The organism is Methylomonas methanica, from assembly GCF_001644035.1.
Classification (GTDB): domain Bacteria; phylum Pseudomonadota; class Gammaproteobacteria; order Methylococcales; family Methylomonadaceae; genus Methylomonas; species Methylomonas methanica_A.
In genome coordinates, this window is record NZ_LUUG01000075.1 from 32689 (window position 1) to 49381 (window position 16693).

The following is a 16693-nucleotide window of genomic DNA, read 5'->3' on the forward strand; positions in this document are numbered from 1 at the left end:
CGCTTATTAATCACTCCATCGCATCGACAATGGCCTGACCCATTTCCTTGGTGCCGTATTTGCTGTCCGGGTTCAAATCCGGGGTTACATAGACACCACCGTTAACGACTTTTTCAATCGCGTTTTGCATGCGGATCGCGGCTTCGTGTTCGCCCAAATGATTCAGCATCATCACGCCCCCCATCATCACTGCGGTAGGGTTGGCAATATTTTTGCCGGCGATATCCGGCGCACTGCCGTGTACCGCTTCGAACAAAGCGGCGTCCACACCTATATTCGCGCCGGGGATCAAGCCCAAGCCGCCTACCAAACCGGCGGTCAAATCGGACAAAATGTCGCCGAACATATTGGTGGTTACGACCACATCGAATTGTTCCGGCTTCATCACCATATGCATACAGGCCGCATCGACGATTTTTTCGTCGAATTCAATATCAGGATATTTTGCCGCTATTTCCCTAGCAGCTCTCAGAAACAAGCCCTGAGTGTATTTCAAAATATTGGCCTTATGACAGACCGTTACTTTCTTACGATTGTTGTCGATAGCATACTTAAATGCATATTCGACGATACGTTCCGAACCGGCCTTGGTGACTACGGCCAAGCTTTCTGCAATGTCTTTAGCAGGCGTCAGGTAATGCTCCAAACCGACATACAAACCTTCGGTATTCTCGCGGACGATGACGATATCTACATCGTCGTACCGGGTTTTGACACCCTTCCAGCTTTTTGCCGGACGCACGTTGGCATAAAGATCGTATTGTTTGCGTAGTTCGACGTTGATACTTCTAAAACCTTCCCCCACCATTGTGGTCAACGGCCCTTTGAACGCCACCCGAGTCTGGGCGATGGATTCCATCGTGGCATCCGGCAGCGGCGTACCGGTTCTTTCATACGCCGACATGCCGGCGTCCGCCTCATGCCAATGAATTTTCGCGCCCGAAGCGTTAATCACCGCCACGGCGGCATCCATGATCGAAGGGCCAATACCATCACCTTTAATCAACGTGACGTTATGCATTCATTTCTCCTACTTGATAATTAAAAATAACAACTCACTGGGCACGCTTGGCTGTATCGCAATTAGCATCAATTCGCCCTCACAATAAAGCGCCTACATAATGAGTAATAATACACAGTTTCGCAGCCCGCCGCACGGGCAAGCCGCAAGCAGATACGCCTTAATTTCTGACATCCTTGAGCGACGCCGGCCAAACTGACCCAATAAATCCAGCAAAATTCATACCCAAGCACGGCAGGCCGATAATCGGCGTCCGGCACACAAAAAAGCGGTATCATCGAACCAGCATTATTTCTACCCAAGTCCCGATTAAAACTAACCATGATCACCGCCGACAAGCTGATTTTCGAATACCCCGGCCTGCGCGCTTTGGACGATGTGTCGTTCAAAATCGCATCCGGCAGCATTACCGCGCTGGTCGGCCCCAATGGTGCCGGCAAAACCACCCTGCTGCGCTGCATGGCGGCCTTGGATCAGCCGGTCAGCGGCGCAATCAATATCGCCGGCATCGACGTATTGGAACAGCCGCGCGATTGCCACCGGATCATCGGCTATTTATCTGATTTTTTTGGGCTTTATCAACGCTTGACTGTGCGGCAATGTCTGCATTACGTGGCCCGCGCCCAGGGCATTTTTGAAGCCGATTGCGCCGCCGCTATCGAAGATGTAAGCCGTCGCTTGCATATCCAGGATAGATTGGAAAACAGCCCTGCCCAGTTATCGCGCGGCTTGCGGCAAAGGGTAGCCATTGCGCAAGCCATCATTCACAAACCGCCAGTGGTGTTACTGGACGAACCGGCCTCCGGCCTGGATCCGGAAGCCCGCCACGAACTGGCCGAGCTATTTTTAGACTTGCAAGCCCAAGGCATGACGCTGCTGGTGTCCTCGCACATCCTCGCCGAACTGGAAGCTTACTGCACCGACATGCTGGTGCTGCGCCAGGGGCGGATCGTCGAGCAAGTGGCGGTCAAAGCGCCTTCCCTAGTCAAACCATTTAAATTACTTCTGGCTAATCCGGTAGAAAACCTGCTTCCGCTCCTGCAATCCCTGCCAGGTATTAAGGTGCTAAATAGTGACAATAAACAACAAGCCATATTGCAGCTAGACGGTGGCGCGTCGCAACAACACCAAGTACTGAAAGCCCTCATCGCGCTGGATTTAACGGTCTGCGAGTTCGCACCTGCTGCCAGCAATCTGCAAGACGCTTACCTACAAACCATCCGCCACAGCTCATGAATCTAAATCCCGAATTTGAACGCCAACTAATTTTGGAATGCTCGCAAGCCCGGCTGATCGGCGCGACTATCGTGTTGAGCGCCGTTTTTACCTTAACCTATTTTCTGGATGACTACCGCCTAGGTAACATAACCGCTCAAGCCGCACTAACGCTATTCATGCTGATAACACTGCTTTGGGGCACCCGGCAAAGCCTGGACAGCATCGTCGAGGAATACCGCGACCGCACCTGGGATATTCAACGCCTGTCAGCGCTAGGCCCCTGGCAAATGGCCTGGGGCAAACTGCTGGGCAGCACCAGCATGGCCTGGTACTGCGCCGGCATCTGTTTGCTGGTCCATGCACTAGCTACCGACAATCCGGCCTCCCTACCCTTGCTGTTTTTTTACGCCATTGGCACGGCATTACTGGTACAAAGCGCCGGTCTTTTGCTGGGTTTATTGGCGGTGCAACGCGGTCAGCTTAAAACCGGTTCGATACTAATTTTGGTGTTGGTGGGCTTCATCGTTTTCATGCCGTCACTGACCGATTTAACCGATACGGCAAATTATTTGCCCGACAATTTACAAATCAGTTCCTGGTACAACCTAACTGTAAACGCGCAGACTTTGCACCAAATAAGCCTGCTTTGCGCCTTATTCTGGTGCGTGATGGGCAACTATCGCTTGCTAGCACAAGACTTGGGCTTGCGTAATTTGCCCTGGGCCTGGCTGGGTTTTACGCTGTTTTTGGTCGTCTATTTGGGCGGCTTTATTCCCAGCTCCAGCTATTCCTTTTCCCTGGCTGCTTTTGCGGTTTGCAGCGTGCTGACTTACGTCGGCGTGATCGTCGAACGGCACGAACCTATGCGTATCAAACGCTTGCTGGACTATTACCGACAAGCCAACTGGCGCCGAGTGGGTGAGGAACTGCCCTTGAGCGCATTGAGTTTTGCGCTAAGCCTACCGTTTGCGATATTTCTGAGCTTCCAAGAGCAACGATATGCCTGGCTGGACATCTCCCTGCATGCCTACCCGCTAGCTATCGCGCTATTAGTACTGCGCGATTGTGCCATTTACCTGTTTTTTTGCTTCGGCAAAAATCCACAACGCGCGTTTAGCCTGAGTTTACTGTCCGCCGCACTGCTGTACGGCATTCTCCCCGGCCTGTTCGGTGCGGTCGGCATGACGGATATTTCGGCATTATTCTTTCCGCTGTGGGCCGATTCGGCATTTGCCGCGTTAGTCTTTGCCGCCTTGCAATGCGTACTGATTTTACGTCTGCTCTATCAACGCTGGCGAAAAAGCGTTTAACCTAAGCAGAACGTGTCTGTGCGTTAGCACACATAACTTGCTTAAGCCCGCCAGAATAGAGAAAATAAAGCCAAGCTACAAAAACAACAATAACTTGGCTATCGGAAAAACTGATGCGCCCTTGCGCCGCACCGAGTACGATGGTTGCGACCGGGACCTGCGGCATGCGCAAACCAAATCCATTCATCGAGCATCTTTCCAGCCAGGCCTTTTTTCGGGCACCCGCCCGTCGCCCACTCGAGCGTTTACTCGATACCAAGCTGTCGCTCAGCCCCATTAAACTATTTGCCATCCCCCAGTTTGACGAAGACACCGAACGACAATTTTGGGAAGAACGTTATCTGGTGTTGCTTAGCCCCCTGAAATGGGCCTTGGGCCTTGGAGCCGCCGCATTCCTGGCTTATATCCTGCTGGACCTACAGATTGGCAATACCTCAAACACCGAAGCGTTATTAAGGCTGCCCATCGTCCTGGTGTTGGTGGGTTTATTCAGATACTTACATGGCCGTGTCGAAGCGGTTGCCAAAATCAACACCATCGCCAAACTCAGCGCCGGACTGTCCGCAGCCAATTTAATAGCCGTCTTGTTATACGACGGCAATCCCCGTTATTACGCGGAAACCTGGCCCGCTCTGCTGCCCATGTATTTTTTCAGTTACGGGCAAATGTTCATGTCACTGCGCGCAACGATAGGCTTTGGCTGGAGCACCGCGCTAACCATGCCGCTGGCCGGTTATTGGCTTGGACTGACCATGATTGACTTGATCCCGTCTATGCTGAATCTTTGCATCGTCAACATCTTTGGCGTCTGCACCCGCTGCCAACTGGAAGCTTACGCCCGCAAATCCTTCCGCGAAAAACGCAAAGCCCAACTCAGCGCCGACGACAAAACCCGCTTTTTGCAGCAAATGGGCCACAATCTGCGCCAACCCTTGCAAGCCTTGGCCTGCTATGCCGCCGTGTTGGATACCGCGCAAGCCAACCCGCCTAGTAACAGCGCGGCTTTCATGGTCAACCGCATGGGCTTGGTGATAGACGAATTGAACGCCGCCTTTAACCATGTGCTGGACATCGCCAACCTGGAAACCGGCCGGCAAATTCCGCAACCGACCAGTATCGATCTGAATACGCTGCTGACCGGCTTGGAAAACCAATATGCCCCGCAAGCCGCCAAGCGCGGCATCCGGCTAAAGGTAGTGTTGCGCCGCCAAGAGCCATTCAACATATGCAGCGACGTCAACATCCTGCGGCAAATCCTCGGCAATTTGCTTGATAACGCGATCAAATATACCGAGAGCGGCTGGGTACTGGTCTCGGCAGTCAACACCGGCAAGCAATATCTAACCTTGCATGTCTGCGACAGCGGCCCTGGGATTGCAGAAGAGATGCGCGAAGAGGTTTTCAAGGAATTTGTCCGCAACCAGCGTCGCCAGAACGACAACAAAGTACCAGGCTTGGGCATAGGCTTGGCTTACGTGGCCGCAGCCGTTAAATGTTTACCCGAACACAGTCTGAGTTTGGTATGTGGCTCTCGTTTTGGTTGCGACTTTAAACTCCAGCTACCGATTGCCGAGCCGACATTGGCTATTCACTGTGGATTGGATAAAGACAGCGACTTCTCCGGCTACTTTGTAATGGTAGTAGACGACGATGCCGAGGTATTACAGGCCATCGCCAAGCAACTCAGAGCTTGGGGCTGCTTAGTGCATGAAGCGTCGTCATTGGCGGAAACCGCAGAGTTACTAGTCGAAAATGACAGAGACCCGGATTTATTGATAACAGACTTTTATTTGGGCAACCGGGAAACCGCCCACGACATCATCGCCGCAGTCCACACCGCCTGCGGGCCGGTGCCGACCATGATCCTCTCCGCTCGCGCCATCTCGGACCACGAGAAAACCCTGTTACCGGCACACACCGCCATCCTGCGTAAACCCGCCGGAGCCAAAGCGCTGATGGAAGCTATGGCTAAAACCATGCAGATAACCAAATCCGTGTGAAGAATAGTCGACAAAGAAAATCAGTTTATTAACCAATGGCGTAAAGTTAAGCTCTTGCGCTATTAATTCCCCTCTTTGAAAAAGAGGGGCCAGGGGAGATTTTCTATAAATCCCCTCAACTTCGAAGCCGTCAATTCCCCACCCCCGGCTTCCCAAACACAATCCCCCGTTCAAACACCTTCACCAACAACTCAGTACGCTTAGTGACCCCAAATTTTTGATAAATCACCCGCAAGTGATTGCGAACGTTTTGCTCTCCAACACCGAGGTGCCGGGCAATCTGCTTATTACCTATCCCTTTCACCAGCCAAGTCAGCAACTCAAACTCTCGTGGTGTCAAACCTAAACTCGCCGGATCCGATACCTTAGGTATTTCTGCAACTGTTGCGATTTGCAAATCACCAGCACGTTGCGGCCCCACCGCGGATGCAGGCAAATACACCTTACCGGCCAATACGTCCCGCAAGGCCTCTACAAAGGTTTGCCGCGACACCGTCTTGACTATAAACCCCATCGCCCCCAAACGTAGGGCCTGAAAAACCAGCTCCCTATCGTCCAACCCGGAAAACATCACTACACACAAATCCGGAAAGGCCTCCTTCAATTCTGCCAACCCCACCAAACCGTCTTTACCGGGCAACTGCACATCCAACATTACAAGATTCAACGGCGTTTGCTTAGCCAATGCCAAGCCCTCGTCAAAGCTCTCCGCTTCGAATACTTGTAGCTCAGGAATGATTTGTTTCAACAAACACGCCACGCCCTCTCGGGCGCAGAAGTGGTCGTCTATGAGGAGGACGTTCATCTATTGATTGCCTATCGAAGATAACGTGATGTTGGATTTTAACGCTAAACAGCCGAGGAAGTAGCCAGTACGTTTGTACTGGTACGAAAAGCAGCTGGATCACAGCCGTTAGTTACCGCAAAATCCGATCATAGCTAAAAGCAGTGTCAAAGCAGCGAATTTCAGTATTCAATGAGGATGCGAACCATGGCCAGAAACTATCGATACAGCTTGGGCTGGCGGCCGGATTTACCCGATATACGCGACTATCAAACGGAAAGCGATACGATCCAAAAAATACTCAGTAAATCGGAAGCCTTAAAAGCCACACCCAAACAATTGCCGGCTTCCGTAGACCTGCGATCTTGGTGCTCGCCTATCGAAGACCAGGGTGATTTAGGATCATGCACCGCCAACGCCGGTGTCGGTCTGATCGAATACTTCGAGCGCCGCGCCTTTGGCAAACATCTGGACGCCTCCCGCTTGTTTCTTTACAAAACCACCCGCACCCTGGCCGGCGACAAGGGCGACAGCGGCGCGCAACTGCGCGATACCATGAAAGCCCTGGTGCTATTCGGTGTGTCGCCCGAACAATACCATCCTTACGACATCGCCCAATTCGACCAGGAACCCTCAGCGTTTTGCTACGCCTTCGCCCAAAGCTACAAAGCCGTGCAGTATTACCGGCTTGACCCGCCCGGCACCCCGTTATCCAAACGCCTGAACATCATCAAAACCAATCTGGCCGCCAACCTGCCGTCCATGTTCGGCTTTTCGGTGTACAGCTCGATTTACGACGACGCCATCGGTAAAACCAAGGGCGCGTTATTAATTAGAAACTCCTGGGGAGAAACTTGGGGCGAAAAGGGTTATGGCTGGCTGCCTTACAAATATATTGATGACGGATTGGCGGACGATTTTTGGTCGTTGATTAAGGCGGAGTATGTGGAAACTGATTTATTTAAATAATCCAATAATGCTTGATAATTTTTTATAAGAAAAATCTAAATTATATAATTACTCACACCACTATAATTGCACATAAATGTTAAGAATATTTATTTTATCCTTGTTAGTTTTTAACAGTTGCGCCATACAATATTTTGATGATGACACAGGGGCCCAACACTTATTTGGTATTGGTCACATGGTAATGAAAGTGGAAAAAAATAGCACTCAAGAGGTCGCTTTATTTTCCGGACTAAGTACTTTAGGCTTAGGAGCTGGAACAACTGCAGACGGCTTTTCATTGATTAGTGGATGGTCGTACCATCAAAGCATAAATATCTTAGAACCAAATGCAAACTTTCGGTTGACGTGGCCAAATGCCGATTGGCTTAACATAAAAATAGGTCAATAACCTAATTAAACCCTTATAAAAGTCGGAGCAATAATCATGGAACCTAGACTTAAACTAATCAAGCTTGTAACAATCTATTTTATTATGTCCGCTGTTTCAGGCTGCGGTATAGGGCAAAAGAAACTTCTCTTTGTTTCCAAAACCAATGTCGGGGTAGACATTGACGCAGACCGCTTAACTGCCCAAATAAATATTGATCGAGAGGAAGCGGCAATTGGGCCAACATTTGAAGGTGGGAAACATGTGCCATTAGTTGCAGGATTTACTAATGAAAGTCGATTTTTAGGAGGTTTTGGAGTCTCTACTATTTTTGCGGGTGGTACAGCAGCAGAAGCATTTTCAACAAAATGGCAAAGTGACGGCACAAACTGTGGAACAGAACCAAATGATGAAAATACAGCAATTAAACTTACTGAAATGCCAAAATTCAAAAAAGGACCTTTTAGAAAGTTTTGGGACCTAATTACTAGTGCGGAAACCGACGAATTTACCTCATTACCCGGACCTGGCGACGTCAAACCTTTTATATTTTCAACCGATTCCAGCTTAGGTTTAAAAGTAGCCTGGTCTCCAAGTAGCGCAACATCGGGTATTCCAGATAAAATTCAAATTGGTTTTAATCGTGAAGAACTAGCATTAGCGCCACTAATGGTGACAAATATTAATGACCAAGCTGAAATAAAAAACGGATTTAAATATAAAGTTTCTAGCCCTTCCTTTCTTGCGTCATTGGTTTCAGACACAAGCTTTTCTGACCTAAAGGACTCTAAGCTTGCTTGGGTGCAAACCTTTGCAGTCGGTACAACAGCTACTCATATTGCTTGCGATTCAGCAATACGAAAAGATCTGCAGAAAAAATTTAGCATTACCCCTAAATAATAGAAATGACAATAATATCATAAATAATTTTTAGCAATAACCTCTAAAATTTTTATTATCAATAATCACCTAATTTAGTCTTTGCCAGCTTGAACTAAATCATTATACCGGATATTTTTTCTAATAAGTTTAGGTTGATTTTATGAATAAGAGAATAACTTATTTTTTATGCAGCGTTTTTATTACTTTGATATTTGTTACTGGCTGTACAACAACCAGCAAAGCTCTTTCATTTTTTGCACTTGGTCTATCTAATATACGCTCACCAATCACAATAGATTCAATGAGAATTATGGGCAACTCAGAAATCCCGAAGACAGATAGGCAATTATTAGAGAATGCTTCTAATCATTTGAAATATTCACAAAAATCTGGTTTGAGTAGACAAAAAATATGGGAAAATTCAATTAATGATAAACCTAGTTCAATATACGATGAACGATTCAATAATTTTAACAATACAGAGAAAGTAACTAACAACATAAATATATCAAATAATTCTTTTGAAAATTTAGATGGGCTATGCACCAGAGAGTCAACTTTAATGGTTGCTTTATCTGGTGGCGGTGCTCGTGCAGCAGTACTTGCCTCTCATGCTTTAGCTCTCTTAGAAGAAAAATATAATCAAAATAGAATAATAGATAAAAACCATAATGGCGACCTTGATTTTGTAGATCAAATCTCAGTTTTTTCAACAGTAAGTGGGGGCTCTATATACGCTTATCAAGTTGGAAGAATTAAAACTCTTCTTGAAAAAGTCCTTGAACAATTAAAAGAAAGAAAAAACGACCCTGAATACAAAGACCAGGAATTAGTTAAATATGAAAAAATCCTACTCGATTACAAAAGGAATTTTTTTCAAAACATTGACTCTGCATCAACATACAGCTTAGAAAATATAAAAAACCATGGCACAGCAGCTCTAGCTTGGTATTTAAGCCCAGGAAATTTTTTTATCGGTCCCGCCCTCACATTTTTAACTAACTATAACTATGCTCACGTTTTATCATTTTCAGCCGACATCATTACCGGTCAGAAGGAAATCGAACTTCTGAGTTATGAAACTAACAAAGGCGACTTCTTTTATAATCCAGATTCAAAAATAGAATTTGATAAATTTTTGAAGTACCTAACCTATAGATCTCTCGGTATTACATTCGGCATAAATAAACTATCTGATATAACTAGTAGACCAATTTTTTTATTTAATGCCACTGACTTAAGCTCCGGAGCTCCATTTGTTTTTACACAACGATATATTCATATCCCTTTTCCCCAAAAATTTAATCAAACTGCTCGACTGGATCTTTACAATTTTAATAGAGACCCTCAAGAGGTAATTGCAAGGCCCCTCCGGGCAGCAACTTTAGAAGATATTAATAGTTCTCCAGCTAGTATGCCATCAGCTGTTGCAGCAATGGCTAGCGCCGCTTTCCCTCTAGGAATAGAGCCGGTGGAATTGATAAAGTTTGGATACGAACCAGTGCATAAAGATATTTTTCCAACCGCGGATAGACTGCGTGTGTCTGACGGAGGCGAATATGACAATTCAGGGCTAAGCTCATTAGTTGATCTAATAGATTACATCCGGATAGCAAAGACTAACAATACATGCGCCGTCAAGAAATTGGCATTGTTATCTATAAATGCTGACGCCGATGGCTACGACAATTTTTATCCTTATCGAGAAGCTGCTCCAGAAAGTTGGACACAAAAAGTCCCTGTCGATCTTGGCCTACCTATAAGAGTACATGCACTTGGAGTTGATGCATTAAATTTTATTCATTTTAAAAATAAACGTAGAGCCGAAGAAATTGCGCTTAATAATATTAAAGAAGATATTGTTAGGTATGATTCAAATAATAGAACATGCAACCACAAAAGCAAAGAATCCGATATTGACGTTTATTATTTTCCAATAAGTCTTCAGCAACTATCAGCATTTGACAGCTATTCAATTGAAGATAAAAGCAACATTTATGAGAGATTAAAAAACATTCCCACAAATTATCAAATCAGTGAAGATGATAGTATTGAACTAGCTCGTGCGGCATCTAAAATAATTACCGCTGATCAAAAACATGGATGGTGTGACTCCCAGAATTCTATTGGTGAGAAAAAAGAGATAAGTCGCTTGGATGATGCTTTGTTTAATGTTTTGTTTTAGTACTCTCACCCCACTTGCCCAAATAACCCGCAAGACGAAACGCGTCAGCTATTCTGGTGAAATATTTGTCGCCGCGAATTGGTAGATCGCATATCAGTATCCGCACTACGGCCCTGATTAAAAAAGTAAGCCAGTAGATATAAAATGCGTTGATGAGTTAACAGAGCCGATAAAGCTTATACTTACGAAATTCAACTTATACCAAAAATTAATATTATATATATTTACCAAAGTCATTCTGAATTTAAGTAATAGTTGGAGAACACCTATGAGCGATTTAAAACTAACCAAGCCTCTGCAAAAAGGCGATAAAAAAGGCCAAGTCAAACTTATACAAGAATGGCTTTATTTACACGATGAAAAAATAGCAATCGACAACAACTTTGGCTCAGCAACTGATACTGCTGTTCGCGATTTTCAAGCCAAAAACAGTCTACCGGTTAACGGGATAGTTGATCAGATTACTTTTGACGCGCTAATTTCGCCGATTACCAAAGCGTTAGCCCCAATACCAGCGAATGGTAAGTCTTTGGGTGAACTTGTAGTAGCTTATGCTAGGCAGCATCTGGCCCAGCATCCTCTGGAAGTCGGCGGACAAAATAGCGGCCCCTGGGTACGGTTGTATATGAATGGTAATGAAGGTGAAGAATGGGCTTGGTGCGCGGGTTTTACGTGTTTTTGTTTGAAACAGGCCTGCGACACTCTGAATAGACCGTTACCGTTCAAAACTACTTTTTCGTGCGACTCGCTCGCTGCTTTCGCCAAGGAAAAAGGTGTTTTCGTCAGTGATTCTGATGCTAGTCCAGGTAGTTTTTTTCTGGTGCGCCGAACCGATACCGACTGGACACATACTGGCATAGTTACCGAAGTTATTGGTGACGTTATTAGAACCATTGAGGGGAATACCAACGACCAAGGTAGCCGAGAAGGTTTTGAAGTGTGTGCTCGTACCAGGGGAATCAAGAAAATGGACTTTGTCAAAATATAATTGTGGCAAGAAAACCTGCATCTACTGATCTCTCATTTATCGTTTGTCTGTATGGAGATTAAACAATGACCATCACCCTAGGCCCCATCATCGGCCACACCACCGACACTTCTGTCAAGATCTGGATACGCGGCGCGAAAGGCCCTAATCATGCCACTCGCGAGTTTTGTTATGGCGCTTTCGATTTATACGACGGCGCCATATTGGTCGCGTCGAAATATTGCTTTTTAAAGGACTATTACGATTTTACCGGGGTGGTGAGTTTCGATGGTTTAAAAGCCAATACGGCTTATCGGCTGGAATGCGGGCTGGTTTATAAACAAGATGCGCAGGCGCCGGCTACCGATGTTTTGGTGCAGGGACCGGTCGTAAATAGCGGACAAAAAGTCGGCACGACTTTTAAAACCCACAGGACCAGTAACGATACCACGCTGAATTTTGTGTTCGGCTCTTGCCGATATTTGTATTGGGACAATTTCGTTTTGAATGATGCGGAAAAAGGCGACAAGACGTTCCGCTCCATTTTCAACCAGCACCAACAAAATCCGCTGGATTTCTTTTTAGCGGTTGGTGATCAGGTATATGCCGATCCATTAAACAAATTGCACGAGTATTCCAACTTCGACGAGTTGTGCGAGATTTACCGTAAGTCATTTAAATTAGCCTATATCCGTGAGTTGATGAGTCGCGTGCCTACTTACATGATTCTGGACGATCATGAAATTCGCAACGACTGGTCGAAAAACCAGATGCGCGATGAAAACAGCGGTTTTTTCGCGACGCGAATGCGGGCCTATGCGTCTTATCAACACCTGCATAATCCTGACACGCCCAATGGCCAGTTTTGGTATACCTTCAACAAAGGGCCGTTTCCGTTTTTTGTAATGGATACCCGCACGTTAAGGATTAGCGTAGCGACTAGCATCGAAGGTAAAACCATGCTCGGCCGCGAGCAGTTCAACGCATTTTTGGAGTGGCTACATGAAAACCGCAATGCGCCGGTGAAATTTGTGGTATCCAGCGTGCCCTTCTTCCCAGACCCGAAGCCGACCAAAGGCAACGAGGACAAATGGGCCGGCTTTGACGACGAACGCAGTATGATCCTGGAATTCATTCGCGTGGAAGGCATTAGCGACGTGGTGTTTTTGTCCGGCGACGTGCATAACTCCAGTTTCGCGCGGATGCGCTGCTACCAGGATCAGCAATTTCTGTTGACTTCGTTGGTATCATCGCCGTTTTATTGGCCCTACCCGCACGAAAGCAAAAGCGATTTTTACGGCGGCAGGACGCTGGAATTTATGCAGTGGTCGGACGGTAGCCGCAGGTTGCGCGACCGGATTGAATATCGCTACGAGGGTGAAGGCTTTATCGGCGATGAGAGCTTCACCCGAGTGTCGGTGGATATTGGCAAGGGCAAGCCTTGGTGTAGCGCGGAGATTTTTGACCGTAAAGGTAAGAAGTTTCGTGAATATTCCGAACCGTTTTTGTTTTAGGGCTTGCCTAAACGCGTCCGCTTTCAGAGCAATATGCTTGCTTTGTTGGAAACCATTCCTTCGTCCTCATTTAATTCTCCTCACCTCACCCCAACCCTCTCCAGCAGGAGAGGGAGCTTTATTTGTTACGGTTGAGCATTTACAGAATTTCCGGATTCCCGCTTTCGCGGGAATGACGGGATGTTCCAAGGGGCGGCGATTTATTTCCCACCACCAATCAACGCCACCATCTCCTCCCGCTGAATCACTTCTTTCTCCTGCAGCAACTCCGCCAACTTATCCAAATAACCGCGCTTCTCGCTTAATATCTTTTGCGCCCGGCGTTCGGCTTCTTCGATTAAGGCCTTGATTTCGGCATCGACAACACGCGCGGTTTCTTCGCTGTAGTTGCGTTGTTCGGACATATCGCCGGGCAGGAATTGCAGTTGCTGGCGTTGGCCGTAGATTTGTGGCCCCAGTTTTTTACTCATGCCCAAGAAGCAAACCATGTTGCGGGCAATTTCGCTGGCTTTTTCCAGGTCGTTTTGGGCGCCGGTGGAGATGCTTTGCAGGGCCAGTTGTTCGGCGACGCGACCGCCGAGCAGGATAGCCAACTGGTCTTTCAGCTCGTTTTCAGTGGACAGATATTTTTCTTCGACGGGCAATTGCAAGGTAAATCCGAGCGCCGAGACGCCGCGCGGGATGATGGAGATTTTATGCACCGGCTGGCCGGTGGGGACGTTTTCCGCAACCAGTGCGTGACCGGCTTCGTGGTAGGCCACGCGGCGTTTTTCGTCCGGACCGAGGATGCGGTTTTTCTTTTCCGGACCGGCCATCACTCTATCGATGGCGGCTTCGAAATCGGCCATGTTGACAGTGTCGCGGCCACTGCGCGCCGCCATAATCGCCGCTTCGTTGGCAATGTTGGATAGATCGGCGCCGACGAAACCGGGCGTGCGCTTGGCGACGGTGTTCAAGTCGATGTCTTTGTCCAGTTGCATGGCTTTGCTGTGCAATTTCAGGATAGCCACGCGGTCGATCAGGTCGGGTTTATCGACCACAATTTGCCTGTCGAAGCGGCCGGCACGCAGCAACGCTTTATCCAGTATTTCCGGTCTGTTGGTAGCCGCCATTACCACCACTCCGGAGGTAGCGTCGAAACCGTCCATTTCGGTCAGCAATTGATTCAAGGTTTGTTCGCGTTCGTCGTTGCCACCCAGCATTGCCGGGCCGCCGCGCGAGCGGCCAATCGCGTCCAGTTCGTCGATGAAGATAATGCAAGGGGCTTTTTGCCGGGCCTGTTCGAACAAATCCCGCACCCGCGCCGCGCCGATACCGACGAACATTTCGATAAATTCCGAGGCGCTGATGTTAAAAAACGGCACTCCGGCTTCGCCGGACACCGCGCGGGCCAATAGGGTTTTGCCGGTACCTGGGGAGCCGACCAGCAATACCCCTTTCGGCATCCGCCCGCCCAGTTTTTGCAGTTTTTCCGGGGATTTTAAAAACTCGATGGTTTCCTTCAATTCCTGCTTCGCGCTTTCCGCGCCGGCGACGTCGTCGAAGGTGGTTTTAGAGGTTTCCTGCTGAATACGAATTTTATTACCCAAATTCAAAAAGCCGCGCCCTGCGCCGCCGGTCATTTTTGGCAGCAACCACATCCACAGCCCGGCAAAGATCGCGACGGGAATCACCCAGTTAAACAGTAAATTGCTTAACCAGTTGTCACCGCTTCTGACTACGTATTCGACTTGATGCTCTTGCAGGTTTTTAACCAGCGACTCGTCCCACAGGGGCACGGTGAAGAAGTGCTTGCCGATTTTTTTGTCTTCTTCTTTTAATGTACCGTTGATGAAACGCTGAGTGACGACGGCGTTTTCGACTTGGTTGTCATTAACCAGCGTTAGAAATTGGCTGTAGGGAATTTCCTGGCCCTGGATGCGCTCGCCGCCGGCGAATAGCGACAGTACGAAAATCCCTAACAGCACATATAGCCATATCGGCGAACGCTTGGGCTCGCTGCTGTCGGGCTGGTCGGCACCCGGTTTAGGTTTGGATTGCGCTTGCCAGGTAGATTTTAGCCAGGCCCAAACCACGCATAACCATTTGACAAAAGCCTGATAAAGCTCGGTTAATTTTTGCTTGTCTATCATGACGCATTCCCCGTTTGTAGTTATCGAGGTAACCCCAAAAACCATTTCCACCAAGGGTGGGCATAACGCGTTTTTGAGGCTCCTTTGTTCGTTTACTGTACTCCAGTTTTACCTGATTTTATCGGGTAATCAAATGTATCCAGCCGGAATCGTTTTTAAAACTCGTCATTCCTGGGTATGCGGAAATCTAGTTTTTTAACTCTCCCTGGGCTCCCGCTTTCGCGGGAGCGACGAAAATTTGAGTCGCGGTGATAATGAAGCATTCCCAAAATGAATTTAAGGTCAGGCCTACTAAATCCAATTATTTTTTACTGATCGGAAAGTGAAAAATGCATCCAAATCTTTGGTATTTTCGTACATCTCTACACAACCTAATTTCGGCACAATCACCTTATCAATTGAGTTGCTGTTTCGTCGCGTTTGCTATTTAATGACCAACGGTCAAAGCAACCCGGGCGCACGGCGTCCCGCAACTCATTTTTCCCAACTTAGAAGGAGGGACAAAATGTCAAACCCGCTTAGTGAACTGATCGGCAAGTTATTCACAGACCCGGTCGAGCAAGTCGGCATCGCTCTGCCATCCGCTGCTTTGGTAGCAGTGTTTTTTAATTATCGAGAGCAAATTCATCCTGCCCTTCTTCGTCTACCCGACCCTTTCGCCGCCAGCACAGCCGGCGCGCTGATTTTTCTGGTACTGACGCTGGCAGTCTCCCTCGTCGTCAAGCGCCTGTCGCACGACTTACTCAATACCACTTACGATTATTTATATCGAGACCGCAAACGCCTGAAGTCGGATAGTTGGTACCGGCGCGCGCAAAATCTGGCTTTATCCACCAACGACCCCTTGCTGAGTAAATATCACGAAGCCTTGGATAGGCTCCGGGACAACGATAATCCGGTGGTCGCCAAGGTGGAAGCCCTGCAAATTCAATCCAAACTGGCGCGAAGCTTGACCTTGATATTGGCGATCTTTACGTTGGTATTGTTTATTGAAAAGTTGATGTTACTGGGGTTGGTCTGCGGCGGTGTTTCAGGATTAATGCTAGCCAGTTTTTGCAAGGAACGGTGGGCCGCATCCGAAATGGTTTATCAAGCGCTTTACGAAACCTATTTCCGCCAGGAACGCCGACATCCGATATGGACTTCGCCTATGATTCGTATCAACAAACCGGTACAGCAGTCATGCGAGACCGAGGCAGTAGAATAAGAAAACCGTAATTGGCAAATCGAAAAACCGTTCCAGAGTCGCAGAGAACGAATACTAGACCGGCAGATAGAGCGGGTATATTATCCGCCCGGCAAGCCTAACTAGAGACCTTAATCGATCAACCAGATCGTTAC

General features: G+C 47.7%; 12 protein-coding genes. 9 read left to right on the forward strand and 3 right to left on the reverse strand.

Annotation, left to right across the window (positions count from 1 at the left end; genetic code table 11):
• Nucleotides 1-10: 10 nt before the first annotated feature.
• Nucleotides 11-1021: an isocitrate/isopropylmalate dehydrogenase family protein gene (locus A1332_RS12890; RefSeq protein WP_064008894.1), complete on the reverse strand. Its 1011-nt coding sequence runs from the start codon at nt 1019-1021 to the stop codon at nt 11-13.
• A 321-nt stretch (nt 1022-1342) separates the two neighbouring features.
• On the opposite strand from A1332_RS12890, the gene A1332_RS12895 reads away from it, so the two are divergent.
• From A1332_RS12895 to A1332_RS12905, 3 genes are all read left to right on the forward strand, one after another.
• A complete protein-coding gene (locus tag A1332_RS12895; protein WP_064008895.1) occupies nt 1343-2257 on the forward strand; it encodes an ABC transporter ATP-binding protein in 915 nt (304 codons plus the stop codon).
• Nucleotides 2254-3549, forward strand: a complete 1296-nt coding sequence (locus A1332_RS12900) for an ABC transporter permease (RefSeq protein WP_064008896.1) — start codon at nt 2254-2256, stop codon at nt 3547-3549. Before A1332_RS12895 ends, A1332_RS12900 begins: the two co-directional genes overlap by 4 nt.
• A 164-nt stretch (nt 3550-3713) precedes the next feature.
• Nucleotides 3714-5549: a hybrid sensor histidine kinase/response regulator gene (locus A1332_RS12905; protein WP_231890288.1), complete on the forward strand. Its 1836-nt coding sequence runs from the start codon at nt 3714-3716 to the stop codon at nt 5547-5549.
• A 130-nt stretch (nt 5550-5679) separates the two neighbouring features.
• Here the strand turns inward: A1332_RS12905 and A1332_RS12910 are convergent, their stop codons facing one another.
• Nucleotides 5680-6354 (reverse strand): response regulator, encoded by a 675-nt coding sequence (locus A1332_RS12910; protein ID WP_064008898.1) that lies wholly within the window; start codon nt 6352-6354, stop codon nt 5680-5682.
• A 186-nt stretch (nt 6355-6540) separates the two neighbouring features.
• On the opposite strand from A1332_RS12910, the gene A1332_RS12915 reads away from it, so the two are divergent.
• The 5 genes from A1332_RS12915 (at nt 6541) to A1332_RS12935 (ending at nt 13220) form a co-directional block, all read left to right on the forward strand.
• A complete protein-coding gene (locus tag A1332_RS12915; protein ID WP_064008899.1) occupies nt 6541-7302 on the forward strand; it encodes a C1 family peptidase in 762 nt (253 codons plus the stop codon).
• Nucleotides 7303-7729: 427 nt separating this feature from the next.
• Nucleotides 7730-8572 (forward strand): hypothetical protein, encoded by an 843-nt coding sequence (locus A1332_RS12920; protein ID WP_064008900.1) that lies wholly within the window; start codon nt 7730-7732, stop codon nt 8570-8572.
• 142 nt (nt 8573-8714) lie between these two features.
• Nucleotides 8715-10739, forward strand: coding sequence for a patatin-like phospholipase family protein (locus A1332_RS12925; protein ID WP_082879682.1), 2025 nt, complete (start codon nt 8715-8717; stop codon nt 10737-10739).
• Nucleotides 10740-11007: 268 nt separating this feature from the next.
• A complete protein-coding gene (locus A1332_RS12930; RefSeq protein WP_064008902.1) occupies nt 11008-11727 on the forward strand; it encodes a peptidoglycan-binding protein in 720 nt (239 codons plus the stop codon).
• A 65-nt stretch (nt 11728-11792) separates the two neighbouring features.
• A complete protein-coding gene (locus A1332_RS12935) occupies nt 11793-13220 on the forward strand; it encodes an alkaline phosphatase D family protein (RefSeq protein ID WP_064008903.1) in 1428 nt (475 codons plus the stop codon).
• Between the two features lie 200 nt (nt 13221-13420).
• Here A1332_RS12935 and ftsH read toward each other — a convergent pair whose 3' ends face one another.
• Nucleotides 13421-15352, reverse strand: a complete 1932-nt coding sequence (ftsH, locus tag A1332_RS12940) for an ATP-dependent zinc metalloprotease FtsH (protein WP_064008904.1) — start codon at nt 15350-15352, stop codon at nt 13421-13423.
• Between the two features lie 505 nt (nt 15353-15857).
• On the opposite strand from ftsH, the gene A1332_RS12945 reads away from it, so the two are divergent.
• A complete protein-coding gene (locus A1332_RS12945; protein WP_064008905.1) occupies nt 15858-16559 on the forward strand; it encodes a hypothetical protein in 702 nt (233 codons plus the stop codon).
• Nucleotides 16560-16693: the final 134 nt, after the last annotated feature.

What these genes read in the sequence shown, in the direction of transcription:
- A1332_RS12890 (WP_064008894.1), bottom strand. Translation starts at nt 1,021, where the DNA reads ATGCATAACGTCACGTTGATTAAAGGTGATGGTATTGGCCCTTCGATC.
- A1332_RS12895 (WP_064008895.1), top strand. Translation starts at nt 1,343, where the DNA reads ATGATCACCGCCGACAAGCTGATTTTCGAATACCCCGGCCTGCGCGCT.
- A1332_RS12900 (WP_064008896.1), top strand. Translation starts at nt 2,254, where the DNA reads ATGAATCTAAATCCCGAATTTGAACGCCAACTAATTTTGGAATGCTCG.
- A1332_RS12905 (WP_231890288.1), top strand. Translation starts at nt 3,714, where the DNA reads ATGCGCAAACCAAATCCATTCATCGAGCATCTTTCCAGCCAGGCCTTT.
- A1332_RS12910 (WP_064008898.1), bottom strand. Translation starts at nt 6,354, where the DNA reads ATGAACGTCCTCCTCATAGACGACCACTTCTGCGCCCGAGAGGGCGTG.
- A1332_RS12915 (WP_064008899.1), top strand. Translation starts at nt 6,541, where the DNA reads ATGGCCAGAAACTATCGATACAGCTTGGGCTGGCGGCCGGATTTACCC.
- A1332_RS12920 (WP_064008900.1), top strand. Translation starts at nt 7,730, where the DNA reads ATGGAACCTAGACTTAAACTAATCAAGCTTGTAACAATCTATTTTATT.
- A1332_RS12925 (WP_082879682.1), top strand. Translation starts at nt 8,715, where the DNA reads ATGAATAAGAGAATAACTTATTTTTTATGCAGCGTTTTTATTACTTTG.
- A1332_RS12930 (WP_064008902.1), top strand. Translation starts at nt 11,008, where the DNA reads ATGAGCGATTTAAAACTAACCAAGCCTCTGCAAAAAGGCGATAAAAAA.
- A1332_RS12935 (WP_064008903.1), top strand. Translation starts at nt 11,793, where the DNA reads ATGACCATCACCCTAGGCCCCATCATCGGCCACACCACCGACACTTCT.
- ftsH (WP_064008904.1), bottom strand. Translation starts at nt 15,352, where the DNA reads ATGATAGACAAGCAAAAATTAACCGAGCTTTATCAGGCTTTTGTCAAA.
- A1332_RS12945 (WP_064008905.1), top strand. Translation starts at nt 15,858, where the DNA reads ATGTCAAACCCGCTTAGTGAACTGATCGGCAAGTTATTCACAGACCCG.